27 protein-coding genes and 1 tRNA gene are annotated in these 26558 nt (G+C 48.0%); 10 read left to right on the top strand and 18 right to left on the bottom strand.

The genetic code is table 11. The features are described from left to right. Positions 1–591: 591 nt before the first annotated feature. On the top strand, positions 592–1008 hold the full coding sequence (locus tag EZJ49_RS07955) for a hypothetical protein (RefSeq protein ID WP_262555778.1): 417 nt from the start codon (positions 592–594) through the stop codon (positions 1006–1008). Between the two features lie 61 nt (positions 1009–1069). Here EZJ49_RS07955 and rdgB read toward each other — a convergent pair whose 3' ends face one another. The 4 genes from rdgB to EZJ49_RS07975 all read right to left on the bottom strand — a co-directional run bounded on the left by rdgB (position 1070) and on the right by EZJ49_RS07975 (position 3934). Continuing rightward, entirely contained in the window at positions 1070–1669 is a 600-nt protein-coding gene (rdgB, locus tag EZJ49_RS07960; protein ID WP_262555780.1) for an RdgB/HAM1 family non-canonical purine NTP pyrophosphatase, read from the bottom strand. Positions 1670–1671: 2 nt separating this feature from the next. Further along, positions 1672–2403 (bottom strand): ribonuclease PH, encoded by a 732-nt coding sequence (gene rph, locus EZJ49_RS07965; RefSeq protein WP_262555783.1) that lies wholly within the window; start codon positions 2401–2403, stop codon positions 1672–1674. A gap of 111 nt (positions 2404–2514) precedes the next feature. Continuing rightward, the gene (locus EZJ49_RS07970; protein ID WP_262555785.1) at positions 2515–3303 is read right to left on the bottom strand and encodes an N-acetylmuramoyl-L-alanine amidase; all 789 of its coding nucleotides are present in this window, start codon (positions 3301–3303) and stop codon (positions 2515–2517) included. Between the two features lie 112 nt (positions 3304–3415). Further along, complete coding sequence (locus EZJ49_RS07975) at positions 3416–3934, bottom strand: hypothetical protein (protein ID WP_262555788.1); 519 nt, start codon at positions 3932–3934, stop codon at positions 3416–3418. Positions 3935–4414: 480 nt separating this feature from the next. On the opposite strand from EZJ49_RS07975, the gene EZJ49_RS07980 reads away from it, so the two are divergent. Continuing rightward, the gene (locus tag EZJ49_RS07980) at positions 4415–5623 is read left to right on the top strand and encodes a hypothetical protein (protein ID WP_262555790.1); all 1209 of its coding nucleotides are present in this window, start codon (positions 4415–4417) and stop codon (positions 5621–5623) included. Between the two features lie 47 nt (positions 5624–5670). On the opposite strand, the gene EZJ49_RS07985 is transcribed toward EZJ49_RS07980, so the two are convergent. From EZJ49_RS07985 to EZJ49_RS07995, 3 genes are read right to left on the bottom strand one after another with little or no spacing between them, the layout of a single operon-like run. Then, positions 5671–6162, bottom strand: coding sequence for a hypothetical protein (locus EZJ49_RS07985; RefSeq protein WP_262555792.1), 492 nt, complete (start codon positions 6160–6162; stop codon positions 5671–5673). A gap of 12 nt (positions 6163–6174) precedes the next feature. Further along, positions 6175–7323: a mechanosensitive ion channel family protein gene (locus EZJ49_RS07990; protein ID WP_262555794.1), complete on the bottom strand. Its 1149-nt coding sequence runs from the start codon at positions 7321–7323 to the stop codon at positions 6175–6177. Between the two features lies 1 nt (position 7324). Then, a complete protein-coding gene (locus EZJ49_RS07995) occupies positions 7325–8116 on the bottom strand; it encodes an undecaprenyl-diphosphate phosphatase (protein WP_262555796.1) in 792 nt (263 codons plus the stop codon). Between the two features lie 172 nt (positions 8117–8288). Between EZJ49_RS07995 and EZJ49_RS08000 the strand changes: the two genes are divergently transcribed. Together EZJ49_RS08000 and EZJ49_RS08005 are read left to right on the top strand one after the other, a co-directional pair. After that, the gene (locus tag EZJ49_RS08000; RefSeq protein WP_262555798.1) at positions 8289–9833 is read left to right on the top strand and encodes a S8 family serine peptidase; all 1545 of its coding nucleotides are present in this window, start codon (positions 8289–8291) and stop codon (positions 9831–9833) included. A gap of 225 nt (positions 9834–10058) precedes the next feature. After that, on the top strand, positions 10059–10874 hold the full coding sequence (locus tag EZJ49_RS08005) for an enoyl-CoA hydratase-related protein (protein WP_262555800.1): 816 nt from the start codon (positions 10059–10061) through the stop codon (positions 10872–10874). Here EZJ49_RS08005 and EZJ49_RS08010 read toward each other — a convergent pair. The 3 genes from EZJ49_RS08010 to EZJ49_RS08020 are packed head-to-tail and all read right to left on the bottom strand — an operon-like array spanning position 10862 to position 13621. Continuing rightward, positions 10862–11692 carry a DUF6279 family lipoprotein gene (locus EZJ49_RS08010; RefSeq protein WP_262555803.1) on the bottom strand — a complete coding sequence of 277 codons (831 nt, stop codon included), beginning with the start codon at positions 11690–11692 and terminating at the stop codon, positions 10862–10864. The genes EZJ49_RS08005 and EZJ49_RS08010 overlap by 13 nt on opposite strands. 1 nt (position 11693) lies before the next feature. Continuing rightward, a complete protein-coding gene (locus EZJ49_RS08015; protein ID WP_262555806.1) occupies positions 11694–12266 on the bottom strand; it encodes an inner membrane-spanning protein YciB in 573 nt (190 codons plus the stop codon). Further along, positions 12263–13621 carry a dihydroorotase gene (locus EZJ49_RS08020; protein WP_262555807.1) on the bottom strand — a complete coding sequence of 453 codons (1359 nt, stop codon included), beginning with the start codon at positions 13619–13621 and terminating at the stop codon, positions 12263–12265. The genes EZJ49_RS08015 and EZJ49_RS08020 overlap by 4 nt, the downstream gene beginning before the upstream one ends. 90 nt (positions 13622–13711) lie before the next feature. On the opposite strand from EZJ49_RS08020, the gene EZJ49_RS08025 reads away from it, so the two are divergent. Both EZJ49_RS08025 and EZJ49_RS08030 read left to right on the top strand, forming a co-directional pair. Beyond that, complete coding sequence (locus EZJ49_RS08025; protein ID WP_262555810.1) at positions 13712–14683, top strand: hypothetical protein; 972 nt, start codon at positions 13712–13714, stop codon at positions 14681–14683. A gap of 5 nt (positions 14684–14688) precedes the next feature. Then, positions 14689–15411: a HEAT repeat domain-containing protein gene (locus EZJ49_RS08030; RefSeq protein ID WP_262555812.1), complete on the top strand. Its 723-nt coding sequence runs from the start codon at positions 14689–14691 to the stop codon at positions 15409–15411. Positions 15412–15442: 31 nt separating this feature from the next. Here the strand turns inward: EZJ49_RS08030 and EZJ49_RS08035 are convergent, their stop codons facing one another. From EZJ49_RS08035 to EZJ49_RS08050, 4 genes are all read right to left on the bottom strand, one after another. Next, positions 15443–15910 carry a hypothetical protein gene (locus EZJ49_RS08035; protein ID WP_262555813.1) on the bottom strand — a complete coding sequence of 156 codons (468 nt, stop codon included), beginning with the start codon at positions 15908–15910 and terminating at the stop codon, positions 15443–15445. 74 nt (positions 15911–15984) lie between these two features. Next, a complete protein-coding gene (locus EZJ49_RS08040) occupies positions 15985–16350 on the bottom strand; it encodes a DUF1428 domain-containing protein (RefSeq protein WP_262555815.1) in 366 nt (121 codons plus the stop codon). Positions 16351–16376: 26 nt separating this feature from the next. Then, on the bottom strand, positions 16377–16892 hold the full coding sequence (locus tag EZJ49_RS08045) for a hypothetical protein (RefSeq protein ID WP_262555816.1): 516 nt from the start codon (positions 16890–16892) through the stop codon (positions 16377–16379). After that, positions 16864–18303, bottom strand: coding sequence for a hypothetical protein (locus tag EZJ49_RS08050; RefSeq protein ID WP_262555818.1), 1440 nt, complete (start codon positions 18301–18303; stop codon positions 16864–16866). Before EZJ49_RS08050 ends, EZJ49_RS08045 begins: the two co-directional genes overlap by 29 nt. A gap of 318 nt (positions 18304–18621) precedes the next feature. Between EZJ49_RS08050 and EZJ49_RS08055 the strand changes: the two genes are divergently transcribed. Further along, a tRNA-Met gene (locus EZJ49_RS08055) sits at positions 18622–18698 on the top strand. A 225-nt stretch (positions 18699–18923) separates the two neighbouring features. On the opposite strand, the gene EZJ49_RS08060 is transcribed toward EZJ49_RS08055, so the two are convergent. Next, a complete protein-coding gene (locus tag EZJ49_RS08060) occupies positions 18924–19838 on the bottom strand; it encodes a type I restriction endonuclease (RefSeq protein WP_262555819.1) in 915 nt (304 codons plus the stop codon). Between the two features lie 459 nt (positions 19839–20297). Further along, entirely contained in the window at positions 20298–20756 is a 459-nt protein-coding gene (locus EZJ49_RS08065; protein WP_262555820.1) for a hypothetical protein, read from the bottom strand. 242 nt (positions 20757–20998) lie between these two features. Here EZJ49_RS08065 and EZJ49_RS08070 point away from each other — a divergent pair, with 242 nt between their 5' ends. Further along, positions 20999–21403 (top strand): DUF6232 family protein, encoded by a 405-nt coding sequence (locus tag EZJ49_RS08070; protein WP_262555822.1) that lies wholly within the window; start codon positions 20999–21001, stop codon positions 21401–21403. A 118-nt stretch (positions 21404–21521) separates the two neighbouring features. On the opposite strand, the gene EZJ49_RS08075 is transcribed toward EZJ49_RS08070, so the two are convergent. Beyond that, positions 21522–22505, bottom strand: coding sequence for a hypothetical protein (locus EZJ49_RS08075; protein WP_262555823.1), 984 nt, complete (start codon positions 22503–22505; stop codon positions 21522–21524). Between the two features lie 247 nt (positions 22506–22752). On the opposite strand from EZJ49_RS08075, the gene EZJ49_RS08080 reads away from it, so the two are divergent. After that, positions 22753–23895 (top strand): winged helix-turn-helix domain-containing protein, encoded by a 1143-nt coding sequence (locus tag EZJ49_RS08080; protein WP_262555825.1) that lies wholly within the window; start codon positions 22753–22755, stop codon positions 23893–23895. A gap of 20 nt (positions 23896–23915) precedes the next feature. Here EZJ49_RS08080 and EZJ49_RS08085 read toward each other — a convergent pair whose 3' ends face one another. After that, positions 23916–25079 carry a JmjC domain-containing protein gene (locus EZJ49_RS08085; RefSeq protein ID WP_316963678.1) on the bottom strand — a complete coding sequence of 388 codons (1164 nt, stop codon included), beginning with the start codon at positions 25077–25079 and terminating at the stop codon, positions 23916–23918. Between the two features lie 230 nt (positions 25080–25309). Here EZJ49_RS08085 and EZJ49_RS08090 point away from each other — a divergent pair, with 230 nt between their 5' ends. Then, positions 25310–26527, top strand: a complete 1218-nt coding sequence (locus EZJ49_RS08090; RefSeq protein ID WP_262555827.1) for a class I SAM-dependent rRNA methyltransferase — start codon at positions 25310–25312, stop codon at positions 26525–26527. Positions 26528–26558 lie beyond the last annotated feature (31 nt).

Here is a 26558-nt window from a genome sequence, read left to right on the forward strand (position 1 = left end):
CCGGATTGTCACCGCGATAGAGTGAGACGCTAGCGGAGCATCCAAGACCAATGTAGGAACCTAGGTTTTTTAGAATGCCGGTGGAAAATTGACTTTCAGGAAGAATGATCTTTCCAGAGATTATCGAAGGGGAAATATCGGTCAGCGTCGCCTGAATATTACACGCTGTTTGGCTCAAGATGAGACAAATTATGATTAAAAAACGTCCCAGAATTTCCATGACGAAGTTATCGGCAGCAAAGAAGAAGTGCTGAAGGTTTATTGGATTAAGATGAAGATATCTCCAGAGAAGGCTTCGCAAATGTGTTCTATCTTATTCCGTGAAGAGTGTAATACCTGCGCCCAGGTCTTGCGACCAGCGTCCCAGAAATGTCCCTAGCTTAAAAAAGCGTAAAAAAGTTGAGCTGTGGCACATACGCAAGCCACACCTCAAGGTGCGCCAGTTCGGGGTTAATGTCCTTGAGCTGCGATTTAGTGTGACTGGACGGGGATTGGATAGGAGTGGCACTGAAGCTGCAAGACCTCACTTTGTCAGCAGACTAAGTAAAAAGTTAACCATCGGCGAAAGCCAAATGAACAAAGGATAATCTTATGAAAATGAAGTCAGCTATCACAATGGCAATTCTTGCGATCTCGGCCTTTTCTCCACTTGCCCAGGCGGGAACGGAGTGGCGCTGCAGTTATGAATACGATAATACAGCCCAGTTACTAACACTTGAATACAGAGGCAATCGTTATGGCGATGGGCAGTTGAGACCCTTTATGCGCCACCGCGATAACAAAGTGGGTGATACTGATTTGAAGTTTGGAACCAATGAAATTGAATTCCAGGTTTCGGGCAACGACAAGCGAATGCAAAATTGGATCTACGTTGAAGCTTACAGTGACATCGCAGAACGCACCTTTCAGTTGGACTTGAAGAAAGGTACCATCACGATCATCAAGAACGGGCGAACTATTTTGAATAAGAGCCCGCTGGATTGCAAGCTGACGATGGGTGGCGAATAGATTGAAAGCAGAGAATTTAAAAAAAAGACCCCATGATCCTTCAGATTATGGGGTCTTTTTTTTAAGGGTTTACAGTTTGAAGCTTTTCCAGGAAAGCCTTTAAAGCCATCGCTCTGTGGGACAGCAGGCTCTTGTAGCCCGTGCCCAGTTCTGCCAGAGTCTGAGTCTGTCCTTCCGGGATGAATACCGGATCATAACCAAAGCCATGCAAGCCCGCGGGTTTAGAGGCAATCGTGCCTTTCATTTCACCGGTAAAGATCCACTCTTCACCCGTCGGTGTATAGACCACTGTGGTGCAGACGAACTTCGCGTTTTTGTTGGGCATGGGTTTTAAAGTGATCATCTTTAAAAGCTTCGCCACGTTTTCGCTGTCCGACGCTTTGGGGCCTGCATAACGGGCCGAGTGAATGCCTGGCAGTCCATTAAGGCCTTCCACCACAAGGCCCGCATCTTCACCCAAAACCCAGACATTGTTTTTCACTGCACGCAATGTTTTGGCTTTGATGCGAGCATTGTCTTCGAAAGTCTTTCCGTCTTCAGGGCGGGGAGTGAAAGAGGGAATGTCGCCTTGTGAAAAGACTTTTAAGTCCGGTAGTTCTCGCAGCAGTTGTTTGTATTCAGCAAGTTTTCCTTTGTTTCCAGTCGCAATCCACAATTCCATCTTTAAACTCCCGCAATTTTATAGATTTCGCCCATAACAGCGGCTTGGTGAATGAAAAGTTCACGACAGCCTTTTTCAGCCACGTCCATCATTTTGAACAACTGATCGCGCGTAAAGGGCAAGTGTTCAGCCGTTCCTTGGACTTCGACGAATTGGCCTTTGTCAGTCATGACAAAGTTCATATCAGTTCCGATGGCAGAATCTTCATCATAGTTCAGATCCAGCAAAATTTGACCTTCATGCAGACCCACGCTGATGGCAGACACATAGTTCGTCAAAGGCATGGATTTGATTTCACTGACAGCGTGCAATTTTTTAAGAGCCAGAGCCAATGCCACAAAACCGCCAGTAACAGACGCTGTGCGAGTGCCCCCGTCAGCGTTCAGAACATCGCAATCCACGATGATCTGTTTTTCACCAAGTTGTTTCAAATCCACAGCAGCACGCAGGGAACGCCCGATCAGGCGAGAGATTTCTTGAGTGCGTCCACCCGTCATGGACTTTTCACGCTTGATACGTGTGTGGGTGGAGCGAGGAAGCATGCCGTATTCAGCCGTCACCCAGCCAGCCCCAGTGCCCACCAACCAAGAGGGCGCTTTGGCTTCATAGGTCGCTGTGCAAAGAACTTTGGTGCGACCAAATTCCACCAGTGCCGAACCTTCAGCATATTCAGAAACATTTGGTGTGATTTTGATATTTCGTAGTTGATCAAATAAGCGGCCATCAGCGCGCATAAAAACTCCTGCGACTGTCAAGATTGGTCCGTCCGATGCGTAGTCGTGCGGTGGCTTTGCCTTGCGGCGCAACCTTTTGAACAGTCTTAAATTGGGGGTGGTAAGACTTGTCTAATTTAGGGTTTTTGCGTTGTGGTTGTCCATCTTTTCTTTGTAGGACTGGAGGGCGTTGTATATTTTTTGAGCAAGGTCGCTTTGATAATTCGCGCTGACCAGCTTTTTAACCTCTTTGGGATTTGTGAGGAATCCTATCTCAATCAAAACTGAGGGCATGGAGGTTTTTGAAATCACGTAAAAGGGTGCTTGTTTGATCGTGGCTTGCGCCGCAGAAGAATCCCGCTCCCACACCTGAGTGAGTGTTTGCGTCAGGCGCAGGCTGCTGGTCATGCGACTTTGGCGTTGTAAGTCTTCAACGATGGCGGCCACATCACCTTTCTTGGAAAGTTCATCGCCGCCTGAAATTTCCTGCAATTCGCGACGATTCAAGACCATTTGATTTTCCTGGCTGGCCAAGAAAAGAGCATCTTCATCTGGAGGCAGATTGTTCTGGAAAAAGAACTCAACACCTTTGGCGCGCTGATCAGCCGCCGCATTGGCGTGCAGGCTGACGAACAGATCGACTTTGGAGTTTTCGGCCATTTTGACTCGTTCAGGCAGCCCCAGATTGCGATCACTGGTACGAGTCATGCTGACGGTGAACTGGCTGTCTTTTTCCAGCAGGGTTTGCAGCTTTTGGGCAACTTTTAAGACGAGATCCGCTTCTTTAGCGCCGCTGTAAACAGCTCCTGTATCCACGCCCCCATGCCCGGGATCGAGCATGACATGCAAAGCGCTGGCAGCAGGGGAGGCGCACAGAATAAGCAAAGCCCCGAGGCTTTGTTTTAGAAACGGACTGTTCATAAAATCAGAATAAGAAAGAACTAGAAGGTGTGTCGAGTCCAGAGCCTGAATCGGCTGGAACCTAGCCGTGGGTCAAGGAGAGGAGCCTGCGAAGATGCAGGCTCCAAAAGTCTTACTGAATACAGAAGGAAGGGGAAGCTTTTACTGGAACGGATGGAATATCGCCTTCGGTCATGCGGGAGTAAGCTGGGGAGTAGTCGAAGTCAGTGCAACGTGTTTCAGGTTCACTGCCACATTCACCTTCGGCGATGTAGAGCTTTTCTGACTCAAGCTTCGCCGTTAGGTAAGTTGTTGTAGTGCATCTTGTAGAATTGAGCTCTACCGTCCAAGGAGATTGAGATACAATATTGCCAACTTCAACAGTGTTGGTGCCAAGATTATCAATGCTAAACACATCGCCGCTACAATCAACACTTGAGTAGTTTACGCGGAAGAGGTTTTGAGTCCCTTCTTCATCTAGTTGGAAATAGTCATAGTTACTGCCGATAGCCAAAAGAGTAGGTGCCGCCTGGCATTCGGTTCTCCAGTATCCAGTAAGATCCGGTTCGGTAGAGCCTGGATTGGATTTTTTGCTGTCAGAGCAGGAGACTGTCGCCAGAAGGGAGGCTGCAAGTACGATGTTTAGACTCATTCTTAAGTGCTTCACTTGTTTTGTTATCCTTTCAAAACATGGGGTTGTTGCTTCACACTGAGGCATTGAATCAAGTTTGGGGATCGCACGGATAAGCGATACGGTGGAGTTTTGATGGATTTCCGGACCTGCGTCAGATGAAATCGGGCTCACTTTGAGACAATCGGACTAAAAAAAATGGGTGATACTGAACTGGCGAACGTCGAGGTAGAGCCTCCCACAAAGAAACGTTTATGTGAAACTTCGGTCCGACAATTGTCGTTTTCTGTCAAAAACCTCGACATAGGATTTGCATCGGCTGCGAGTTTAATCGGATCTGGCAAAGTAGTAGGCATGGCACCGCCGTTGCTTTAGTACAAGTCAACCCCCCATGGCGGCCAGGACCCCTCCCCCCCCAATCCTGGTCGCTTTTTTTTTGCCCAAAATCCCTTTATCCTAATTGCTATTGAACATCGATTGAAACATCGAAGGAGACATTCAATGCAGTTAAAACCCCTTGGGACTCTTCTGTTGGCAGCTCTAATGGCCTCAACCATGCCCCTGACAGCAACAGCGCAGGTGGACAGTTCGCAGATTGAAGCTGAAGAAGCCACTGCGGATGCCGAAGCCGCGAAAGCCGAGGCAAATGAAGCCAAGAAGCGGGCTGAAGAGGATCGCAAGCGCCGGGACAAGGTGCGTGCGGAATCGCAATCGGCCATCAATAAAGCCCGTTCATTGGAAAGTGACGCCAAGAAAGAACAGGCCGAATCCGAACGCGAATCCGCCAAGTTAAAAGCTGAAGCAGCAGAGCATGATCGTGCCCAGAAGGCGGCGGAAAAAGAGCAGGCCACGGCGCAGGCCCGTATTAAAGCCGCTCAAGAGAAAACTCAAAAAGCCCAGCAGGCTCGTGATGAAGCGCAAGGAAAGCGCAAACAATCTGAAGCCAAAGCCAAAGAACTGAGTGACGAAGCTAAAGAGCAGGAAAAGCTTGCTGGCAAAGCCACGGAAGAAGGCATGAAGGCTTCTCAGGAGGCAGAGGTTGCCAAAGCTGAAACGATGAAGGCCGAACAAAATCTGTCCAAGGCTAAACTGCTGACACAAAAAGCAGTGGCTGAGGCCAAAGCGCGTGAAGCCAAGGCCAAGCAGGAGATCGCGCGTGCGGAAGCGGATCGCGCTCGTGCCGAGGCGGAGATGACGCGCTTAAAAGCTCAGGATGAACAGTCCAAGGCCATGATTGAAAAAGTGGATGGTGAACTGAAGGCGGCACTGGAAGCCTCCAAGAAGGCCAAGGAAGATGCCGAGGTTGAGCGCAAGAAGGTGACTGAAACAAAATCTCAGGAAGAGAAGTTGAAGCAGTCCGCGGCCAAGGCCCGTCAGGAACTGGAAGGCAATCGTAATAATCTTCGTAAAGAACAGGCGACTGCGAATCTGGAAATTGCCCGCGCTAAAAAAGCCATTGCTGAATACGAGGCGGAAATCGCACGTTCAGAAGGCGAGTTGAAGCGCTTGACGGAAGAGGCGGAAAAAGCCGAGAAAGAACGCGAAAAACTTGAAAGCAAACTGGATTCTGTGAAAAACACCGCTGAAGAGTCGCGCATCAAAGTGGCAACTGTGAAGGCGGATGCGGAAGCTGAACAGATGAGGCTGGAAGCGATTAAGATCCGCATGGAAGCCGGTCTGACCAGTAAAGCTAATAAGAAGAAAAAATAATTGTTCAACAGAACAAAAATCAAAAGCCCCGATTCCCGGGGCTTTTTTTATTTCATCTTTTCCAGGAAGCGGAAGTACCGTTCCGGCTGAATATCCACGGACATCAACTGGCCGTTGCTGTCGTGAACTTCTGGGAAGGAAAATTTCCAGTGGCCTTCATACAGATAGAAGTTAATTCCAATGGAAAACAACACAGGTGTTTCCTCGCCAGTGGATTCGGAATAGTAGGGTACAGAGAAGCTGCGCACACGGGCTTGTTTGGGTAAAAAGCCGTCCACCATGTTCACCTGATCGATAAAACACTTGGGCGCATCGTAAATCAGGATCTTGGTGTTTTTCACTGTGGACATCCAGTTTACAAAAGCCCGAACGCCCAAAGAGTTGATTCCGCGCAACTGATCCAGATGCAGGTGTAAATCCAGGGCTTCTGGAATGTGCAAAGTTGACAGAGATTTTTCGTCATTTTCAAGCAAACCGCCCAGGCTGACCTTGGCGACATTCTGCTCTTTTAAAATAACGAAATCCAATTTTACTGACATCGGGCCTGAGTCCTATTGTTGGGGTGCAGGGGTCATGTGATACACTGTCTGCGTTGGATATGCAAAATCGACCTTCATATCGGCAGCAATCTTCAGAATCTCAATAAAGATTTTCTGTTGATGGGCCAGCTCTTCCGGTCCAGTGTACACCTTTAAGTGGAAATTGACGAGCACATCCAAAGACGAGGCATTGTAGTTGTTGAAATGGACCGTGACCGTTTCAGAAACCACCTTTTCATCGGTCTTGATATGATAGCGAACGCGATCACAGAATTCCTCAATTTTTGCCGGAGGAGTTTCATAAGTCAGACCCAGGACCTGACGAACGCGGCGGGCAGGTCGAACACCCATATTGTCCACAGTCTCTTTGGCCATCATGGCATTGGGGATGGTAATCAAAGAATTGTAGAAAGTACGGACGCGAGTCGAGCGGAAGCCGATTTCTTCCACGGTTCCTTCCATGTCTTTGATTTTCACCCAGTCGCCAACCTGAAACGGACGATCAAACAAAATGGTGATAGAGCCAAACAAATTTGCGGCCGTGTCTTGTGCAGCCAGGGCCAGCGCCAAACCTCCCAGCCCCAGACCGGCCAGCAATGACATGACATTTAAGCCAAAACTTTGCAGAACAATCAAAAAGCCCATGACAACGACAAAGATTTTCGCTGCCTTGGAGGCAAACGGAACCAACTGGTCGTCAAAAGTGCTTGGAGTTTGGGAAGTGTAGTCGGCAAGAACGGAACAGCCCGAATCCACCAGATAGTAGATCAGGCGAATGATAAAGATCGCAATCAGGCCACGCAGGAAGTGATCATAATAATTGGCAAACTTTCCGCTGAGTTCGGCGGCGTCTCCGGCAGCAAACCACAGCAGGATCACCAAAATCCAGGCCAAGGGGCGATCTGTGTCGGATTTTAGATAATAACCCCAGAAGCTTTTGGGGTACTTTTTAACGATCGGGTTGTGTTTTTTTAGTTCCTTGATAATGAAATGGAACAGGGGACGCAGCACGAAGATCCCCACGGCGAACGCAATTCCCAGAAAAGCCCATTTCCAGGTCGGCATAACAAAGACCGTGGATTTTAAAAACTCGCTCATTTCGGCAGAGAACCACTGAGAGTCCTCGAACAGAAACTTTTCCATGCCAGACAATTCTTTCATTTTACATCACCTGCAGATTGTGACCCGTATAAAGTAGTACAAGTAAAATGACGCCCAGGATGATTCGGTAATATCCAAACCCTCGGAAGCCATAGCGAGACACTATACCGATAAAGAACTTGATCGCAAGCATGGCGACAAGAAACGCCACCACGCAACCGACCAGCAGAACGTTGATTTGTGCAGGCTCAATGGTCTTATAGATTTTCAACAATTTATATAATGTCGCTGCGGCCATTGTTGGGACCGCTAAAAAAAATGAAAACTCAGCTGCCTCTTTTTTATTCATGCCAAGTGTCAATCCGCCCATGATAGTGGCTGCGGACCGCGAGACTCCCGGGATCATGGCGATGGATTGGAAGAGCCCCAATTTGACCGAGTCCTTATATGTCAGATCATCTGTTTTTCGGCCCATCATCGTCAGGTGTGCAAAGATCTTGTCGGACCAGACCAGAATCACGCCGCCGATGATCAGCGACCATGCGACAACATGCACGCTGCCCAAAAGATGCTCGACGACATCTTTAATAATGAAGCCAATGATTGCCGTGGGGAGGAATGCCACAAAAAGCTTTTTATAGAATCCCCATTGGGGCAGGAAGCGCTTCCAGTACAAAACCAGCACGGACATAATAGCGCCAAATTGAATGATCACTTCAAAAGCTTTGGTGAACGTGCTGTCTTCGATTCCCATCATGGAGCTGGCAATAATCATATGCCCGGTGGAGGAAATTGGCAGAAACTCGGTGATACCTTCGACGATGCCGAGGATGATGGCGTGGAGAAAACTCATGATGAAACTCTCTTTCGCTGCGTAAAAACAGTCGCCCACATCATTGAAAAGAAGCGTTGTGGGTTCAATATTCGATGGGTTGTGTCAAAAGATTTTAAGATTTGTTTAAGATTTTTGTATTCAACGCAGAAGAAAGGTGAATATGATTTTTTCACCACGGAGGGGGTTTAATATGAAACGTGCATTACTAGTTGGTGCGGTTCTGTTCGGTTCTCAGGCGTTCGCAGGCGAATACCTGGTGAAGTACACGAACACACGCGCATTCAACATGCTGAATACGATGACGACATCCAAGGTGTCCACGGTCCAAATGATGGATCACAACGACACTGCAAGCTTGGTGCTTGTAGATATCGCGAAAAATCACGAAGCTCAGGCTTTGGCTTCTCTTTTGGGACAGCCAGGAGTTGAGTATATCGTTCCTAACTTCAAAATCAGAGCTTTCGCTGCTCCAGTTGATGCTGCAGCTTTGAAAGAACAATGGTCTATCGCTAAAGTTCAAGCTGAGAAGGCTTGGCAGCGCGCGGGTAACAAAGGTAGCAAAAACGTGATCGTAGCGGTTATCGATACGGGCGTTGACTACACTCACCCGGCTTTGGCTCCGAACATGATCGCGGGTTATGACTTCCGTGATAATGATTCCGATCCAATGGATATCACTGGCTTCCAAAACCCAGGCCACGGTACACACTGTGCGGGTGCGGTTGGTGCGACTGGTTTGATCGACGGCGGTATCGTAGGTCTTTCTCCGGAAGTTTCCATGATGCCACTTCGTTTCTTGGGTGCTGACGGCTCTGGTGACCTGAACAACGCGATCAAGTCTATTGATTATGCGATTGAAAAAGGTGCTCACGTGATCTCTGCATCTTGGGGTGCGGCGGTTCCTCGTGCTCAAGCAGCTCCGCTTCTTGAGGCAGTTAAGCGTGCTGATGATAAAGGTATCATCTTTGTTGCAGCAGCGGCGAACGATGGTAAAAACAACGATAAAACTGAAATGTTCCCGGCGAACAACGGTTATCCTAATTCCATCACAGTTGCGGCTTCCGGTCCTTCTGATGCAAAACCATCATGGTCTAACTACGGTACTGCAACAGTTCACGTGGCAGCTCCTGGTGAAAACATCATGAGCACTTTGCCTAAGAACAAATACGGTAACCTTTCCGGTACATCCATGGCGACTCCGCTAGTGTCTGGTTTGGTGGCTTTGATGAAAGCTCAAGATCCTTCTCTGACTGGTGCGCAAATCCGCGCGATCATGCAGACGACTGGTACTAAAGTTTCCATTGAAACTGCATGTAACTGCCGTGTGGACGCTTACGAAGCTGTAGAAGCCGTTATGTCCAAAAAAATGGTTGTTGTTCCATCTGCAGCGACAATTAAAACTTCTGAGACTCTTCCGCTTTCTGTATTGAACGGTAAGGCTCCATTCAAGTTTGCTTCCAGCAACGCTTCTGTAGCCACTGTATCTGACAACGGTACAATGACTGCTGTAGCGAACGGTTCCACTGTTATTACAGTGACTGATGCTGACGGTAAAACTGCTTCCACTTTGAACATGCACGTTGGTGCTTCTTCTGGTGGTGGTAACAATCCAGCTCCTCCAGATGACGGTGGTGGTTTGCCATCTCCTGGCGAACCGGGTGAATGCCCACTGGGCGATCCAGCGATTTGTCAGATCATCTGCCAAATCAAACCAGATCTTCCATTCTGTCAGTAATTAAGAAGGCTCCCGATAAGGGAGCCTTTTTTCGTTTCTACCCGAAGCCGCCCTTGAAACGCCAACTGCTGCGTTGGTCGGCGTCGACGTACCAGTGGTACGCCTCCTTCTTCCGCCTTGCATTTGACATTTCAATGACGGCTTCTGCTTTCTCGGGCTCACGTTTGGGGATGTGGGGTTGCATATTTTTTTTGGCTTCAGTAGTCTGGATTTGTGGGGGACTTGATGTCTTTTTATTCTCAGGAATTTACTCATCTTTCTGTTTTGCTTAAAAATCATGTGCTTTGGGTGACGCTTCATAATCCTGAGCAGAGTAATGCGATTTCTTTGGAGATGGTGGATTCTTTGGTTCGGGTTTTGAAGTTTGCAGATTTTGACCCTGAGGTTCGTGTGATTGTGCTTAAGGGCGAAGGGACTTCGTTCTGTGCCGGTGGTGATATTAAGGCCATGCAGAATAAAACAGGCATGTTTGCCGGGGAAAGCAATGAGCTTCGCATGCGCTATATTCATGGGATTCAGCAGATTCCTAAGTGTATCGAGGAACTTTCCACACCTGTTGTTGCTATGGTGAATGGTCCTGCCATTGGGGCTGGGTGTGATCTGGCGATGATGTGTGATCTGCGTATTGGTTCTGCTAAATCCAAATTCGGTGAAACATTTGTGAAATTGGGCCTTGTGCCGGGGGATGGGGGAACCTTCTTCCTGCAAAGAATTATTGGCTATAGCAAGGCCATGCAGATGTCTTTGACTGGCGATCTGGTATCTGGCGAAGAAGCTTTGAAATGGGGCTTGTTGAATTACCTGGTCGATGAAGCTTCGTTGGAAGCAGAAACTGAAATGCTGGCATCGCGAATCGCGGCGAATCCTCCGGTGGCGGTGCAGATGACCAAAAAGGCGATGAAGATGGCTTACTTGAATGATCTTTCGACCATTTTGGATGTTTCAGCGGCTTATCAGGGAATTACTCAACGCACGGAAGATCATTTCCTTGCATTGCAGGCGATGAAAGATAAAAAATCTGTGGACTATCAAGGGCGCTGAGCAATTTTTTCCAGATCCTCGGCGCGAGCGATTAGATTTTCCTGAAGGTTTTCTTTTTGTTCCGGGCTGAGACCCTTCCAGAATTTTTCAGCCAAAAAGATTTGAAAGGCATACTTGTGTGCATTTAAGGCGTCTGTGAATTCGGGCAGGCGGCTGGATTCATAGTCAGTGTAGTAATCCAAAACAAATTTTTTCAAAGCTTCGGGGTTTTGCCGGGAATCCAGGAATAATTTTAAACTGTATTCACGGCTTTTGTTTTGCAGATCCCAAGGATAGGGATGGGCTTTTAGAAAGCTTTCCAGTTCCTCTTGTTGTTTGGCGGAAATACCGCCGATCCAGAATTCCACTGAACGGCGATAGCGCTTGTAGGTCGTGCGCAGAGCTTTGTCTGCCGTGTCGTTGTCTTGTTTGGATTCTTCAATGTCAGCGCGGACTTTCGTGGCAAAGTAAGTGAATTGATCTTTTTTAAGCTGAGCTGCTGTTTTTGCTGCTGTGTTTTTAAAATAAGCAGCGCCTTTTTTTAAGTAATCCTGTACCAGCATAAAGTTTTTTGCCAGCAGGGCCGGATTCATGTGACCGTTTTTAATTTCCGGCTCAAGTTCCCGCAGGGATTTTGCGACCTCTGGCAGAAGTTCTTTGCGCAGTCGGTTGATATCTTGTTGCAGGTCTTTCTTAAGCTCTTTTTCCTGTGCGCTGGTCAGATCAAAATATTTATCTGCGCGGGATACGGCGGTAACATCGGCCCATCGGGCAACCATATCCAGACGGCTGCATCCCAAAGACGCCAAAATAAGAGCAAAAAGAAAAATCTTTTTCATCCTATCTTTGTTTTAAAATGGCCCGTCGTAACAGCAAAGCCTCTATGACAAGATACAGGATAAAACTGACGGTCAAGCCGACGCCTTTTAACAGGGCCCAGTTGGTGGTGCTCCACTTTAGGGCGGCCCAAGTTGCCAGAAGCGCATGGAGAGCAAAGAAAATCCCTACACGCAATGTGATGCCGTTCATGCGGGATTTGATTTCTGCCGGGAAGGTCTGTCCCTGCTGTTCAGCAAGATAAACCAGCAAAGGCTTTTTCACAATTAACGAGCCCCATAACACCAGGGCGAAGGCGCCCTCCATCAGGGCTGGTTGCAACTTGAACCAAATGCCTTCAGACGAGATCAAAGAAATCCCACCCAAAGCAAGTAACATTCCGTTTCCGATCCAGGTAATTTTTTGAACTTTCTTGTGACGATAAAGCTCCCAGATGATTTCGCCCACACCGAAGATCATCCCGGCAATCAGCCCCGGAATGATCCCGTAATATTCCTCGATAAATGTAAAAGCGATAACCGGAAGAAGACCGCCAAAGAACAGACCGGCGGCCGTTTTTTTAGGAGTCGGGTTCATGGAGTCTTATCCAAAAAATCAACCGGCTGACCTTGCGAAGGCAATACCACCTGGTCGTTTTCCATCACAAGTTTTCCGCTGACAATGGTGTGCGTCGGCCAACCTGTGACCTTCATGCCATGGAACGGAGTCCATCCGCAGCGGCTGGCGATCCAGGAATTATCAATTGTCGTTTCTTTTTTTAAATCCACGATGGTGATGTCGGCATCAAATCCCTGACGTAAGCGGCCTTTGTTTTTGACGCCAAAGACGCGGCAGGGATTTTCGGTCACGAGTTCTGTGAACTTGCGCAGGCTTAAACGTCCTTCATGAACATGGTTTAGCATGATCGGCACCAGCGTTTGCACGCCGGGAACCCCTGAAGGGCTTTGCGGATAAGGTTTTTCTTTTTCTTCGCGTGTGTGCGGGGCGTGGTCAGAGCCGATCACATCCACAGTTCCGTCTTGCAGGGCTTTCCAGATGCGGTCCAAGTGACGCTTTTCCCGGATCGGAGGATTCTGCTGGGCATAGGTGCCAAGCTTGTCATAGCAGTCAGGAGCATACAAGGTCAGGTGCTGCGGCAGCACTTCGACAGTGGCGATGTCTTTGGCGTCTTTTAGAAGGTCCATTTCTTCGCCTGTGGATACATGCAGAACGTGAATCTTACGTCCGGTTTTGCGCGCCAGACGCAGCAGTCGAGTGGTGGAGTTCACGGCTGTTTCAACGTCCCGCCAAACCGGGTGATAATGAGGATCGGCCATATCAACAGCGATATGACGTCGTTCCCGCAGGCGCATTTCGTCTTCGCTATGGAAGATAATGCGGCGATGGCCTTGCATCAGGATTTTTTCTAGGGTCTCATCGTCCTCGACCAGCAGATTCCCGGTCGAGCTTCCCATAAAGATTTTAATCCCCGAGCAATGGGGAAGCAGCTCCAGTTCGGCAATGTGGGCCACGTTGTCGTGGGCGCCGCCGATAAAAAAGGCGTAGTTGGCGTGGCAGCGGTTTTTGGCGCGGTTGAGTTTGTCTTCGAAGGCCTCTTTAGTCGTGGTCGAGGGGTTGGTGTTGGGCATTTCAAAAATACTCGTAACCCCACCCAAGATGGCTGCGCGAGTGCCGGTTTCAAGGTCCTCTTTATGAACCAGTCCGGGTTCGCGGAAGTGAACTTGGCTGTCGATCACCCCGGGCAGGACGTGCAGTCCGTGGGCTTTAATGATTTTCAGTGCGGGTTCGTTGATGGATTCCCGGATTTTTTCGATGCGTCCATCCAGGATGGCAATGTCGGCCTGCTGTTCGATCAGGCCCGTTTCGGAAGGATGGGGCAGCAGGCAGGTGCCGCCTTGAATGATCAGATCGTAGGGACGTGGCTGAGACATGTATCACCTCGGAATGACTTCAAGCTATCATTAGATACCTTCGAAGGTCCAGCGTTGACGAGACCTCTGGGATAGGTGAGAATTTGAATTGTGACAGTTGAAAAATTCCTCTCCTTTTGGGACCAGCACAATACCGCTATCATTGAAGGCCTCGTTGCCCTCATTATTCTTATTTCATTGCTTCTGGCCTATCGCGCTTTCTTTGCGAAGAAAGACAAAGGTGGCGCGGACGTTGGGAACGGGTCTTTAGACGCTGCTCAGCTGGAAAAGACTTTGCAAAAAATCCTGGATAATCAACAGGCCTCTGGGAAGTCATCGCGCAGTGCCGCTGCGTCAGAAGATTTCGGTGTGGATGTGGAGATGGATGATTCTCCGGCGCCTGTGCGTGGACAGGCGACTCCGGCAGCCGCCGCCACGGCGAGTGCTGCTGAGGTCAGTGCTGCCATTGAAGGGGCGAAAGAGTCTGCTGCGGAAGTGGCACAGCTTCGTTTGTCCTTATCTGAGGGGCATCAGAAAATTGCCGAATTGCAGGCGCAATTGCAGGCGGCTCAAGCCACAGAACAGGCCTCACCAACTGACGGGGCGGCGGCAGAAGGCGGAATGTCATCTGCGGAAAAAGAAGAACTTAACGGCAAGCTTCGTGATTTGGAAGCTCGCTTGGCGGAATACGAAATCATCAGTGAAGATATTGCGGATCTTTCCCGCTATCGTGATGAAAACGAAGATCTGAAAAAGCAGCTGGATGCCTTGAAGGCAGGTGGGGCAGTGGCATCAGCGCCAGAAGCAGCGGCAAGCGAGCCAGCTCCCGCACCAGCGGAGGCTCCGGCGGCAGAACCAGCACCTGACGTGGCACCGCCCGCAGAAGCGACCCCGGCCGAGGGTGGATCTGACTTGATTGATGATGATTTGATGAAAGAATTTGCAGCAGCTGTGGAAGGTCAAAGAGCTTTGGACAAGGCTGCTGAAAAAGCCGGGGACGGCAGTGACGAGTCTGCGAAAGCCGGTGATGAAACCAATCAGTTGATGAGTGAGTTTGAAAACTTCGTTTCCAAAAAGAGTTAAAAGCTATGAATAAGTTTCTTTTGGCCTCTGTTTTGTTTGCGGGACTTTCTTCAAGTGCTTTGGCGGCAGGGACTAAACCTTCATCCAGCACTTTAACTTCAGCCCTTGAGTTGTTGAAACTTCCCGGTGAAAACCGTCGCATGGTAGTCCAGGTTCAGGGCGAAAAACATTATAAGAATTTTATCGCGTTGGCATTTAGTGAAGCGCAACCCATGGGGCTGCGTTGGCGCGCACTGATGGCAGCTGCTGAAGCTCGTGGGGCAAAAGCGACTCCGGATCTGGTAAAAGCGGGGGCCAACAGTCAGTGGTTCATGCGCAATGCCGCTTTGATTGCATTGGCTGAAGTCAATCCGACGGAAGCTGAAAAGCTGGCTAAGAAGCTGATCAAAGATAAAGCCTTGGTGGTCCGTTCTGCTGCGGTAGAGACTTTGGAAAAAAGCGGGTCTTTGGATCGTGAGCTTTTATGGGAAGAGCTGAATCAGGATTATAACTTCAAGAATCGTCAAAGTTTATGGATTCGCCATCAGATCGTCGAAGCTTTGGCAAAAAAACCGATGGACCGGGAAATGTCCTCTTTTGCCGGTTTGTTGACGGACAAAGATGCCAGAGTTCATATGCCTGCGGTGCGGGGGCTTGAGCGCCTGACCGGAGTACGGCTGAACGACAAGCCGATGAAACAGACGGCCTTGGTGGATCTTTGGAAAGACTATATAAAGAAAAATAACTAAAAAAGAGGCCGGGGCAACCCGGCTTTTTTAGTTATTCAGGATCTGGGGTGTTCTCAGTTTGATTTTCTGTTGGGCCGTCAGTCTGCTCGTTCGTGTCGGTATCTTCGATGTCTTCTTCTGCTGGAAGTTCAGGTTTGGCGCTTGTCAGTGCCTCGTTTACAGAAGATGGGGTTTTAGCCAATACGGTGTTGCAGGAGGCTTTAACTCGGAAGAAATGTTTCCACATTTCTCCGTCGATTTTTCCTTTGATCTCGGGGCTTTGAAGTTCTGAGCCCATGTAAGAGCTGGCTTTGGAAAGTTCTTTCAGTCGTTTCAGGCGGGGAATTTTACGTTCTCCGTCACATTCGCCTTGGGAGGCTTTGCCGCCTTCGGCAATAAAACTATAGGCTTTTGGTGGAGTTCTTCTTTTTGCAAAAGCCGCAGAACCGGGATTCATCATCGGCTGAAGAAGGAAAATGCAGGCAGCGACCATTACTTTTTTTAGCTTAGTATTCGACATATGCAAAAATGCTAACAGCAAGGGCGCCCTCAGGAAAAGGACTTTTCCAAAAAATCTCTGAAGCGCCCGTCCGGTTACTTTTTATTATTGGTCACCAGAACTTTAAACTTACCCACTGAGAACCGTTTCATGGAGAAGATCTCTTCCATCTCTCCGCCCATTTCCTGGAACTCTTTGTGGACTTTCTTGTTCACCTGATTGCAGTGAGATTTGGACTTATAGACGATGAAGGCAAAAATGACGGTTTCGTCTTTCTTTAGCTTGCACAGTTTTGTAAAGGGAATGCCATAGGGTAGATCCAGTTGGTCACCAACGCACTCGTAGTAATCCAGGGCTCCGTGTTTCATCCAGGTCTTCATTCCCAGAGTGGCCATTTTCTTATACTTTTTTAAATTCTTCTTGGGGATCGGGATTAGAAATCCATCTACATAACGAGCCATTATTGCCTCCAGTGTTGTTGGACGGTCTAGAAGCCTGCTTTTTTCAAGGCTTCACTAATAATCAATTCACGTTCGATGCGATAGAAGATGATTTTTTCCTCTAAACCGTCGGTTTCCATGGTTTCAGGTTCAGAGAAGAAATCTTTTAAAATCTCCATGCGCTTTTCAATAGTCACGCGCGTGGATTCTCGTCCTTCGGTTTTTCCGCGGGCAAAGATCAGGGTCAATTTATAACGAATGCCACCGGATGGACGCTCCGTTTGCCCTGGCGGCTGCCAGCCGTCAATGCCTTTGATGTATTCAGTTTCAATGACGCCAGTGTCTTGGTTTTCCTGAGCGATGGGGTATTTAAGGACCGCATGAGCGGCTCTCCAGACATTGTCGTAAGGAGCGAAGAAGACTTTTTGTTTATTGATCTGGCCCATACGCTGATGGGCGGAAGGCTTTTTATCGAACAGGCTGCACCCAAATAGAGAGCAGCCTGTGATAATCACAAGTCCAAGAAGGATTTTTCTAGAAAGAGACTGAGCTGTGTGTGACATGTGTTGCAGCTTCAATCATAGCAGGACCCAGGGCCGCTTGTGAAGCAGTTTGGCTGCCCACGAAGTTCACTTCCCAACGTTTTTTGCCAGTGATCGCGGAATCGTTCGGCCATTGAGGCAATTTCACGCGCTCTGCCCAGTTTTGAGAGTACACTTCCCATTGTGGGTTTAGGATTTTCACCTTTGCAGAACCTTGAACCACTTCTTCTTCCTTGGAAAGAACAGAGTAGGTGGCAATTGGATTGACGCCATCAATCGTGTTGAACTTAGGCATCAAAAGCTCGCCTGCCTGCAGCGTCGGATCTGGGATCAGAGGCAACATCTGCGGAGTCGTACCTGCGTTGAACGGAAGCAATGTTGCACTCATGCGGTCGCCACCGGATTTAAGCTCTGCCGTTTTCTTAAGCACGCCCAGAACCATCGCAGGGGAGCCCGGAAGAACGTTCAAGCCCATTTTTTTGCCATTCTGAACAGATTTAACGTCTGTCGGGATCAGGTAACCGGATTGGTTCGCAACACCCACGGCGATAAACATCTCGTCAGAGCGGAAACCAGGGGCACCGACTTCTTTTTTCTCTGTGAAGTTCAGCTCGCGTGTAGGCATATCCAAACGGGTGCTGCCGGATTTCACTTCGATATCGCGAACCGCGCCACCGTTGATGGTGAAGGAGTTGATCAGTTCATAGAACTCAGCTCCGCCGCGAAGGGCATCCACTGTGGATTTGAATGGGAATCTGCCGCGAGCTGCGAAGACGCGGTTCACGCCGGAGTTTCCGTAGTAAATACGATAAGTCGGTTTATCCAGATTGATCGTGAACAGACCATATTTTTCACTTTGATCCGGGACAGAGATGTTCGCCGGAATGTCGATGTCCTGACCCATCGCTGTGATGCGATCATATTGTGGGCTGATTACATTATTAATGTCGAAAGCCAGAAGATCCATTTTAGAGAACGCTGGCATCACCAAACCGAAGTCGACGTAACCGTCTTTGTTTTGGATCGGAAGACCCGAGGTCACACCTTTGACTTCATACTGAGTCTTGGTCGCTTGTGCACGAAGTTTGATCGTGAGGGCACCGGGTTCTTGATTCATGTACGTGCTGCGCAGGAAGCCAGGAGCTTGCACGGTCACCGGAAGGCCAGTGTTCCAGGCTGCGGGGATTTCGACCTGACCGTTATCATCTGTTGTCAGGAAGTTGCCAGCAAACGGGGAGTTTAGGGCATCACCGATCAGGATTTGAGCGCCTTTAACGGGTTTGTCATCAAAAGTGCGGATAGAGATGATGTTTGTGGATTGCTGCCAGAACAGACCGGCGAAACCATTTGTGTCGGTTTTTTGAGTGCCTTTGTGGTCCGAACAGCCTGCAAGGAAAGCCGGGACGGCCAAGGCCATCACTAGTTTTTTCATATAAATTTCCCTCCGTGGTGGGGGCCTTTAAGCTAAGGGCCCAATTGCTTTGTTGCTCGTCGTCGCGGTACAAGCTGTACAGCTTCCTCCTCGCGTCGCGCACTTGGACCCTTATCTTAAAGGCCCAAAATCTGTCACAGTCTGTAATTGCATTGCGGAAAAGCCACAGGGTCAAGACCTAAGGCGAGGAATCTTAGAAATTTTAAGGAATCTGATTTAACGCAAAGCCCATTATTGACTTCCTGCGTGTTCACAACTAAAAATCTTGCTTCACGCACTTCCAATAGGGCTTCGTCCCTGTCGGGTGTGTTACTGTGTGGTGGGGTAGCTCAGCTGGTTAGAGCAACGGAATCATAATCCGTAGGTCGGCGGTTCAAGTCCGCCTCTCACTACCAATTTTTTAAAACCCGCGTAACTGCGGGTTTTTTTGTGTCTGGGCCAGACACCTCCCTTTCACGGAGGATACAGGAGCCTCGAGTGCTATCTGAATCGGTTTCCTTTGGACAGATTGTGCTTGATACAGAGTAGCTGGATATTTTTGGCTCTCTTCTAGTAAAGAAAAGTAGCTTTAATTTATCAGAGGGCAGTCAAGCAGCGGCTACTGCTTGACTGCGGTCGGCTTAAGAAGCGGTTTTGTTCTCTGGCATTTCGGGTTGAGTTGCTGGAACAGAAGACTCTGGTTGTGATTGGCAAACACTCTCTGTCACCGGCTCATGACTTTTTCTTGTTCTTTTTGTCTTACGCGAAGCTCTCTTTTGCGATTTTACGAACTTATGAATTTCCGCGGCCTTGGTGTCATTCCATCCTTTGATGGCATCGTTCAAACCTTGCTCCAATAGCCAATATAATCGGTCAGTCAAAATCTCATGATTCGCTTTGAATTCATGTTCACCCCGTACATACTTGGCGACGTATTTAACAACATCGACTGACAAGATGGCTTTTGCCAAAGACTCCGGAGAAAAGGCCATGGCTTCTTTAGAAAGCTCGGGCCACATCGAAGTAGTATAAGAGCTTTCATGGAAGTCGAAGAACTCGTAAGCTTGCTCTTCCACGGCTTTCTTGGATACTTCAATTGCATCTTCGGACTTTAAATCGAAGTTTGCGATTTCGATGCCGCCATACTCAGGCAGGGAGAAGTCATAGAGCTTCCATTCACAACCGTTTGTGAGAATGCCCCAACGAACATCACCGATCAGGCTAAGATATTCCTTCAATTGAACTTTGCCACAACGGAAGTCAGATTTGTTTAGATCAAAACCCATTTTTTTTACTTCGACTACGAAGATAGGCTTATCCTGGTAAAGAACAATGAGGTCGGGACGCATTTTACCTTTGGTTTCTTGGGCACGAATTGAATAGCCGGCAGTAGCGGAATATCCCAGACAATTTCTTAGGAAGCTTTGAGCCCAGCGCTCGACATCTAGCTCTTTTGTATTGGGATTAGAGTCCAAACTTTTTAGTTCGTGCAGATGTTCTGTAGTTTGATCAAGTAGGTTGCGAATGATTCTGTCTTGTTTGGTTTCTCTGGACATGGTGACTCCTTATGTGGGGTCTATTTCGGCTTGTTTAGGCAAAAGTTTAGGCATGGCTAAATATAAAGCACATGCTGTTTTGACTGAATTTTAACGAACCGATAGGTAAACTATTTTATATTTTCACCGATATGTTGTGGATGAGTCTTCATACCGTTGCTGCGGTCATCTTGATTGCACTAGTACCCCTTCAAGCGTTCTCAGAATCAGACGATGTTATTCGCGATAAAATTATCTTGGCCTCTATCACTGACTATAGAAGTAATTGTCCATGTCCTGATTTTAAAGATAGAGTGGGCCGACGTTGCGGAAAAAGAAGTGCCTACTCGAAAGCAGGCGGTGCCTCGCCTCTATGCTATCGTTCTGATGTCACTCTAGAAATGATTCGAAAGTATAAACAAAAAAAGGCCGCGATGAATCGCGGGCCAGTCCCCGTAGAAGACTGACCCCTGCAAAAAACTATTCCGGCAAAGAAGATACACTGCGACCTGTAGAATTATCCTCTGCGATATTAGATTTTTCAGAATCCATACAAAGTGGGCTTAGGTTAAATGTCGCTGGTGGATCGTAGGTTTTGTTATTAAAGGAATCGATACCCATGCCAATAATTCCACCAAAGACAATATTTCCCAATATTCCGGCAACGGCATCGTATTTTGTTTGTATAACACCATCCCGAGTTTCATTATTGCAGGTCACTGAGATTGGAATGTCTGTTTTAGACCTGGAGACTAGCACAGTGGTCTGTCCGTTTTTTAAGCTGTATTGTCCATCGGGTAGGTTGACTTGAGTATCTCCCGACTTCAGCCCTCCGATAAACCGAACAGGTGTTTTTTCTGACTTAACTATACTTGCGCATCCGCACATTAGTATCAGAGTCCCCACTCCAAGAGCCGCTGTAAAAGTATTTTTGGACATTATATCTCCCTTAAACGTTATTTTGGCAAAAACAATTTTGTGTTTTACCTATTCGGAAACTCTTAGCGAAGATTTAAGGGATAAAAATAAATTTAATAATTTTTGAAATTGTGGAAGGTTGCGAAGTCTTCCACTTCAAGAAAGACTCAAGGGCATAATGTCTGGTTAAGATAAATTGTTTAAACATAAAATTATTTTATGTCGTTTTAGGAGAATCAGAGTTCAAACATAAGGAGAATTTTGTGGAGCCTATTTATAAGGATCATCTTGTCATCGTAACAAATTCGTTAGTTCAAGTTTCGGACGGAACAAGTTATCAAATACGCCAGATCAACTCTACGAAGTTGACGTATGAAGACCCCTCTAAAATCGGACCAGCGCTTGGCGGGTTCTTCGTAGGTGCTATCGTTGGGGTGATCTTCAATGCAATGGTAGTGAATGTGCCTGTTCTGAAATATCTTGGAATGGCCATGCCTTGGATTTTAGGTCTTGGAGTCGCCTATAAAGTATGGACAGGATTAAAACGCAAACATTTTATCGAGCTGAGTACCAGTTCGGGTGAAGTTAAGGCATTCCATTCGTTCGATAGAGATTGGGTTCATCGCGTAAATAACGCTATTCTTGAGGCAATGTCCAAGGCAGCTTAAAAAACAAGATAAGTTTTAATATGGAAGGCGGGCGACGGAGATGCCGGTCGCCCTTTGTCTTCAATAGCTGTCCATTTTATTCAAATCGCTATCATCAATGTGATCGAACGCTCCTGCTTCACCAAGCAAAAACATTCCCATACCTAGTATTAAAGATCTTCGGGGTATCTTCCCCATAAACCTCTATGACTTCTTTAACACTCGGAAGCTCTGCCCGAGAATTCTTGAAAGCCTCTTCAAATCTCTTGTCGATTTCACCCTGAATTCTCGGGTCATAATCCGAACGGTTAATAGCCTCATCCCAAGCCGGGTTGACATAGGTCGCCCAGTCGAATTTGCGGGCTTGATACCATCTGCCGTTGGTGTCACGCTTAACATAAGGATTCGGGCCGTCAGTCAGCTCGGACCAGAACTTGAAGCCTTCCACGTTGGCGGCCATATCCGCCCAGGATTTTGCCAATGGGCCGGTCATTCCCCAGGAGCCATTTTCTTCAAAGTCGCTGTATTCAATCGCTAGTTGAAGCCCCGTGGACTGCGCACGATCGCGGAACTTTTTGTCTCCCGTAAGGCGGTCAGCCATGCGAATATGGAAAGGGCGAACGTCTTTGAATTTGGGATTATCCTGTACTTCATTGGCCAGATACATACTGTAGCCCAGCTGCAAGAAGTGGCCTAACTTATCTGCACCAAAGACGACGTTATCCATTTTGTAGATGCCAGGCGAATAATAAGATTTAAACTTGATTAGTTTTCTTAAGAAACTGCTGTCTCCACGAACATTGCCGACATCGCGGAAGATCGAGTCTTCAAACTTCACATGCTCGGCCGGAGATCCCGGTTCATCCGCCCATTTTTCAATTTTTGCCCAGAACAGTCCTCCTAAGGACTTGAAAAGTTTCTTGTGAACTGAATAGGAATTTTTGGGGTTCGCCTTCATCGCTGCTTCTTCGATGGCGTCATTCATTCGTTGGTTTAACCATTCTCGCGCGTCCGTTTTCAGATTGCGATGGGTGATATTGTCTGTTTCCGAAGCCAAGGCCGTTGTGCTAAGGGCTGACAACAACAAGACTTGCGAAAGAAGGCAAAGCAGATTTTTCGGCATACAATTCTCCCGTCTCATAATGAGACACCACAGATGATCCGTATATTCAAGCCTCTACATTGCCAGAGCTATGCCATACCAACCCTCGCTATGATGCTATTGGTTTGTTCGGAAGACGGGCTGTCTGTTGATGGATTGGACAGGGCGCAAGAGTGGCGTTTAGAGGCTTGCCACACCGTTGGCCCATATCCTACGATTTGGTACGGAAAACTTTACGATCTGCTTCCCCAAAAAAAGAGGGCCAAACTTGAAACATAAAATTTCAAAATCCCAAACGCGCGCGCTCTGGTTAAAATCTCAAGGACTTGATCAGCTGAAACCCTTTGGCGGCGGTCCTAAGGCCACGGTCAAAGCGATCCAGCACTTGGGGTATGTTCAGATTGACACTATCAATGTGATCGAGCGCTCGCATCATCATATTTTGTATTCCCGTATTCCAGACTACAAGCGATCCCACCTGCATAAAGCCCAAAGCAAAGATAAGACTGTCTTTGAATATTGGACTCACGCGCTGGCCTATGTTGCCACGGATGACTTCAAATACTTCATGAATGACATGAAACGCCGCAGGCAGAATCCGTCGCAGTGGTATTCCTCTGTCACTGAAGCCGATGTCAGAAAGATGTTAGCGACAGTTAAAAAACTGGGTCCTATCTCGATTCGCGATGTAACGGACGATGTCTTGGAAGAAAAGAAACATCCTTGGGGTAGCAAAAAACCATCAAAGAAATTCCTGCAATGCGGTTTCAATGGTGGGGAACTGGTTATTGCCGAGCGGCTGGGTATGCTAAAAAAATACGAACTGACCGATCGTCATTTCGACTGGGAAAAAAGACCCAAAGCTGCAACCTTGAAAGATGTCACTGAATACAAAATTGATCGGGCCTTAAAATCGCAAGGGGTGATTGGTTTGGATTCCGCTGCCTATATGGAAAAAGCGGCGCCCAAAAAAGAAATCCTTAAAGCTATTGAAGTTCGCGTGCGCAAGGGAACCCTGATTCCGGTTCAAGTCAAAGACCTTGAGCGAATTCACTTTTGGGCCGAGCCGGAACTGCTGGAAGCATCCGCAGATGCTGTCAGCAATCTGACACACATCCTGTCGCCGTTTGACCCTCTGGTTATTCAGCGAAAGCGTTTTCATATGTTCTTTGATTATGACCATCGTTTTGAGGCCTATGTGCCGAAAGAAAAACGCAAGTACGGCTACTTCGCTTTGCCCGTGACCATCGGTGATCAGGCCGTAGCCGTTTTGGATTTAAAAACGGACCGGCAGAATCAAAAGCTCTTGATCCAACAATGGAGCTGGCTGGGAAAACACAAGTCAAAAGAGCACAAGCAATTGATCGAGCAGGAATTAGCGAGATTTGAAAAATTCCAGTTGGAAAAGTAGGGGAAGACAAGGCCGTCGCTTTACGCAAACGCTCCAGCATCAGAGAGCACCTGTAAAGAGCGAAGATCTTCTTTCAAGCCAGCACCTTTTAAGGCGGTCCCAACTAAGCACTCATCCCCGGCGTTCAACGCCTGCACCAGCTTCAGCAGCCCGCCAGAATTTTTACTGACAACAGTCGCACCACCAAAGCTGAAGTAAACGACCCCTTTTCCTGTCAAACCATGTTGCCATAGGATCAAAGACTTCTTACTGCGCAGGCGGATCCTGGACTTTGCTGAAATCTTCACACCAGCACCCGGAACAATTTTAAACCCTTGCGAGGAAATATGCTGCATCCAAGACTTTAAGAACGTCTCTTGCAGCTCTTCGGCGGTCAGATTTTTTAGTAACTCGATGGCTTGCACATAAGAATCAGGAAGCTCACGAACTTCCCCGGTTTCACTGTGCAAACTTTTAAAGGCCGTGGCAACCTTAGCGCCTGTCGTTCCGAGCTTTCCATCCAGAAGGCCTTTTAAAGATCCGGCAACCATGTTCTTGTGGGGCTGATCCACCCAAACCCCCAGGCTCCATGTCGCGCTGAACGATCCGTCGGATTCAGCAATGTGCCACGCTGATGAAGGCCAATAGGTCATATCACCCGGGCGTGCTTCTAAGAGCTCGGAAGCTTTTTTGTGTTTTTCATATTTAAACGCACGATCCAGAGAAGGATTCTTTTTCACGTACTCGGGCTTCCACAAACGGAAGCGTTTGACGCCAGCTACAGGGAAACTAAAGACCCCGCAGGAATCCACATGCACTCCGAACGGAGTTTTACGGTAATTCCCCAAATACAAGCCCATTTCAGAAAAGCGATTGGGGAAGCCAACATGGCGATACAGTTCGTCAGTAAATTCGGTCAGCAGATGTTGTTTTTTGTGATTCACCTGCAAAAGCTCATCGCAGACCAGGCAGTAATCCGGAAAAAGCGCCTTCATACGCGCATGATAACCCAAAAGGGATTGGTCCTCTTTCTCCGGCAGGACTTGCAGAACGTCCTCTTCTTCGGCCTTAAAGCCATCAATGAAAAATTTAAACCCGGAAGGGTCATTCAGCTTGCGACAGTGATCTGCATACAAGACAAGCAAATCAAAAATTTCGGCATCGGTCATTTCCAGCAGACCGGATTTGACGTTTTTAAGAGCCAACGTCTTTTTCTCCCAGATATTCCGGGCGAAATGTCGCCAAAATTTTTGATCAAGAGTATTCATGCCCGGCAGAGTCGTTGAGATCACCGCGAGAGTCAAATAAAGCACCGTAAAAACTTCCGCTCCAGTGAGGGGCTTGTAAATTTGACCCGCGTCCCGTCGTGGGCTGCATAACCCCTTGTGATTACCTAGGATTTATCATAAAAAGGCCCCTCTGGAGAAACCCCGCCATGAATGCAGCCCCTGTTACCTTTGAAGATCCCATTTTGACCATCGAGCTGAAGCGGGACGTGACCAAGCACCTAAAACAGGGCCATCGCTGGATTTTCGCCAACTGCTTTGAAGAACGTCGTCCGATCAAATCAGGCATTCATATTTTAAACTACAAGGGCGAGCCTTTGGCTTTGGGCATTTGGCAGGGGGACACGCAACTGCGTTTCCGCGTACTGGTGCTGGCTGAAGAGCCCATTTTCCGTCGCAACAACATGAAGCGCACGCTGGAACTTTATTTTGAAAGCCAGTGGCGTAAAGCCGTGGAAATCCGCAAGACCTTCGATCTTTCCGTCACCAATTCCTTCCGTTTAATTAACGGGGAGGGCGATGGCTTCCCGGGGCTGGTGATTGACGTTTATAACGACACGGCTGTGATCAAACACGATCACGCCATTATGGAAAAGACCTGGAACGCCAAAGTGATCGCAGAAAAAATCCAGGCTGATTTTCCTCAAGTTACCTGTGTGTATCTGAAGCGCCGTAACGACGCAGATGAAAAAGGCACCAACATCGTAGGCACCCTGGCGCCCGAGGTTCAATTCCTGGAAAATGGAGTGCTTTTTGCCTCGAATATCCGTGATGCGGCAAAAACGGGTTTTTTCCTGGATCAACGTGACAATCGTAAGATGATTCAGAACTTTGCCAAAGGTAAAACGGTCTTGAATCTGTTCAGCTATACCGGTGGTTTTTCCATCTTCGCCGCCAAGGGTGGAGCTAAAGAAGTGACCAGCGTGGATATTGCCAAGGTGGCCATTCAGGCGGTTGCCAGAAATTTTGAAATCAATGGTTTGACCACCGTTCATCATGACATCGCCACGGATGCCTTCGAGTATCTGGAAAAGCAAAATACCGAAAAGAAAAAATACGATCTGGTGATCACCGACCCACCAAGCTTTGCTCCGAATGAAAAGTCCGTGGAACAAGCCAAAGCGGCCTATACGAAAGTCTTCAGCAATTCCATCAAGCTGGTCAACCCCGAGGGCCTATTTGCGGCCAGCTCTTGCTCCAGCCATATCGCCACCCGGGATTTTATGGAAATATGCAAGGAAGCCTTTTCTCGTGCACGTAAGAAGGGCACGCTGATTTATCAGGGTGGGCAGCCGGTGGATCACCCCTATCCTGCGGCAATGGAAGAGCTTCGTTATCTGAAGTTTGCGCTTTTCCGTCTGGATTAGTTTTTAAGTTTGATTTCAAAGAGGTTTAAAA

The organism is Bdellovibrio bacteriovorus (assembly GCF_025558485.1).
Classification (GTDB): Bacteria; Bdellovibrionota; Bdellovibrionia; order Bdellovibrionales; family Bdellovibrionaceae; genus Bdellovibrio; species Bdellovibrio bacteriovorus_G.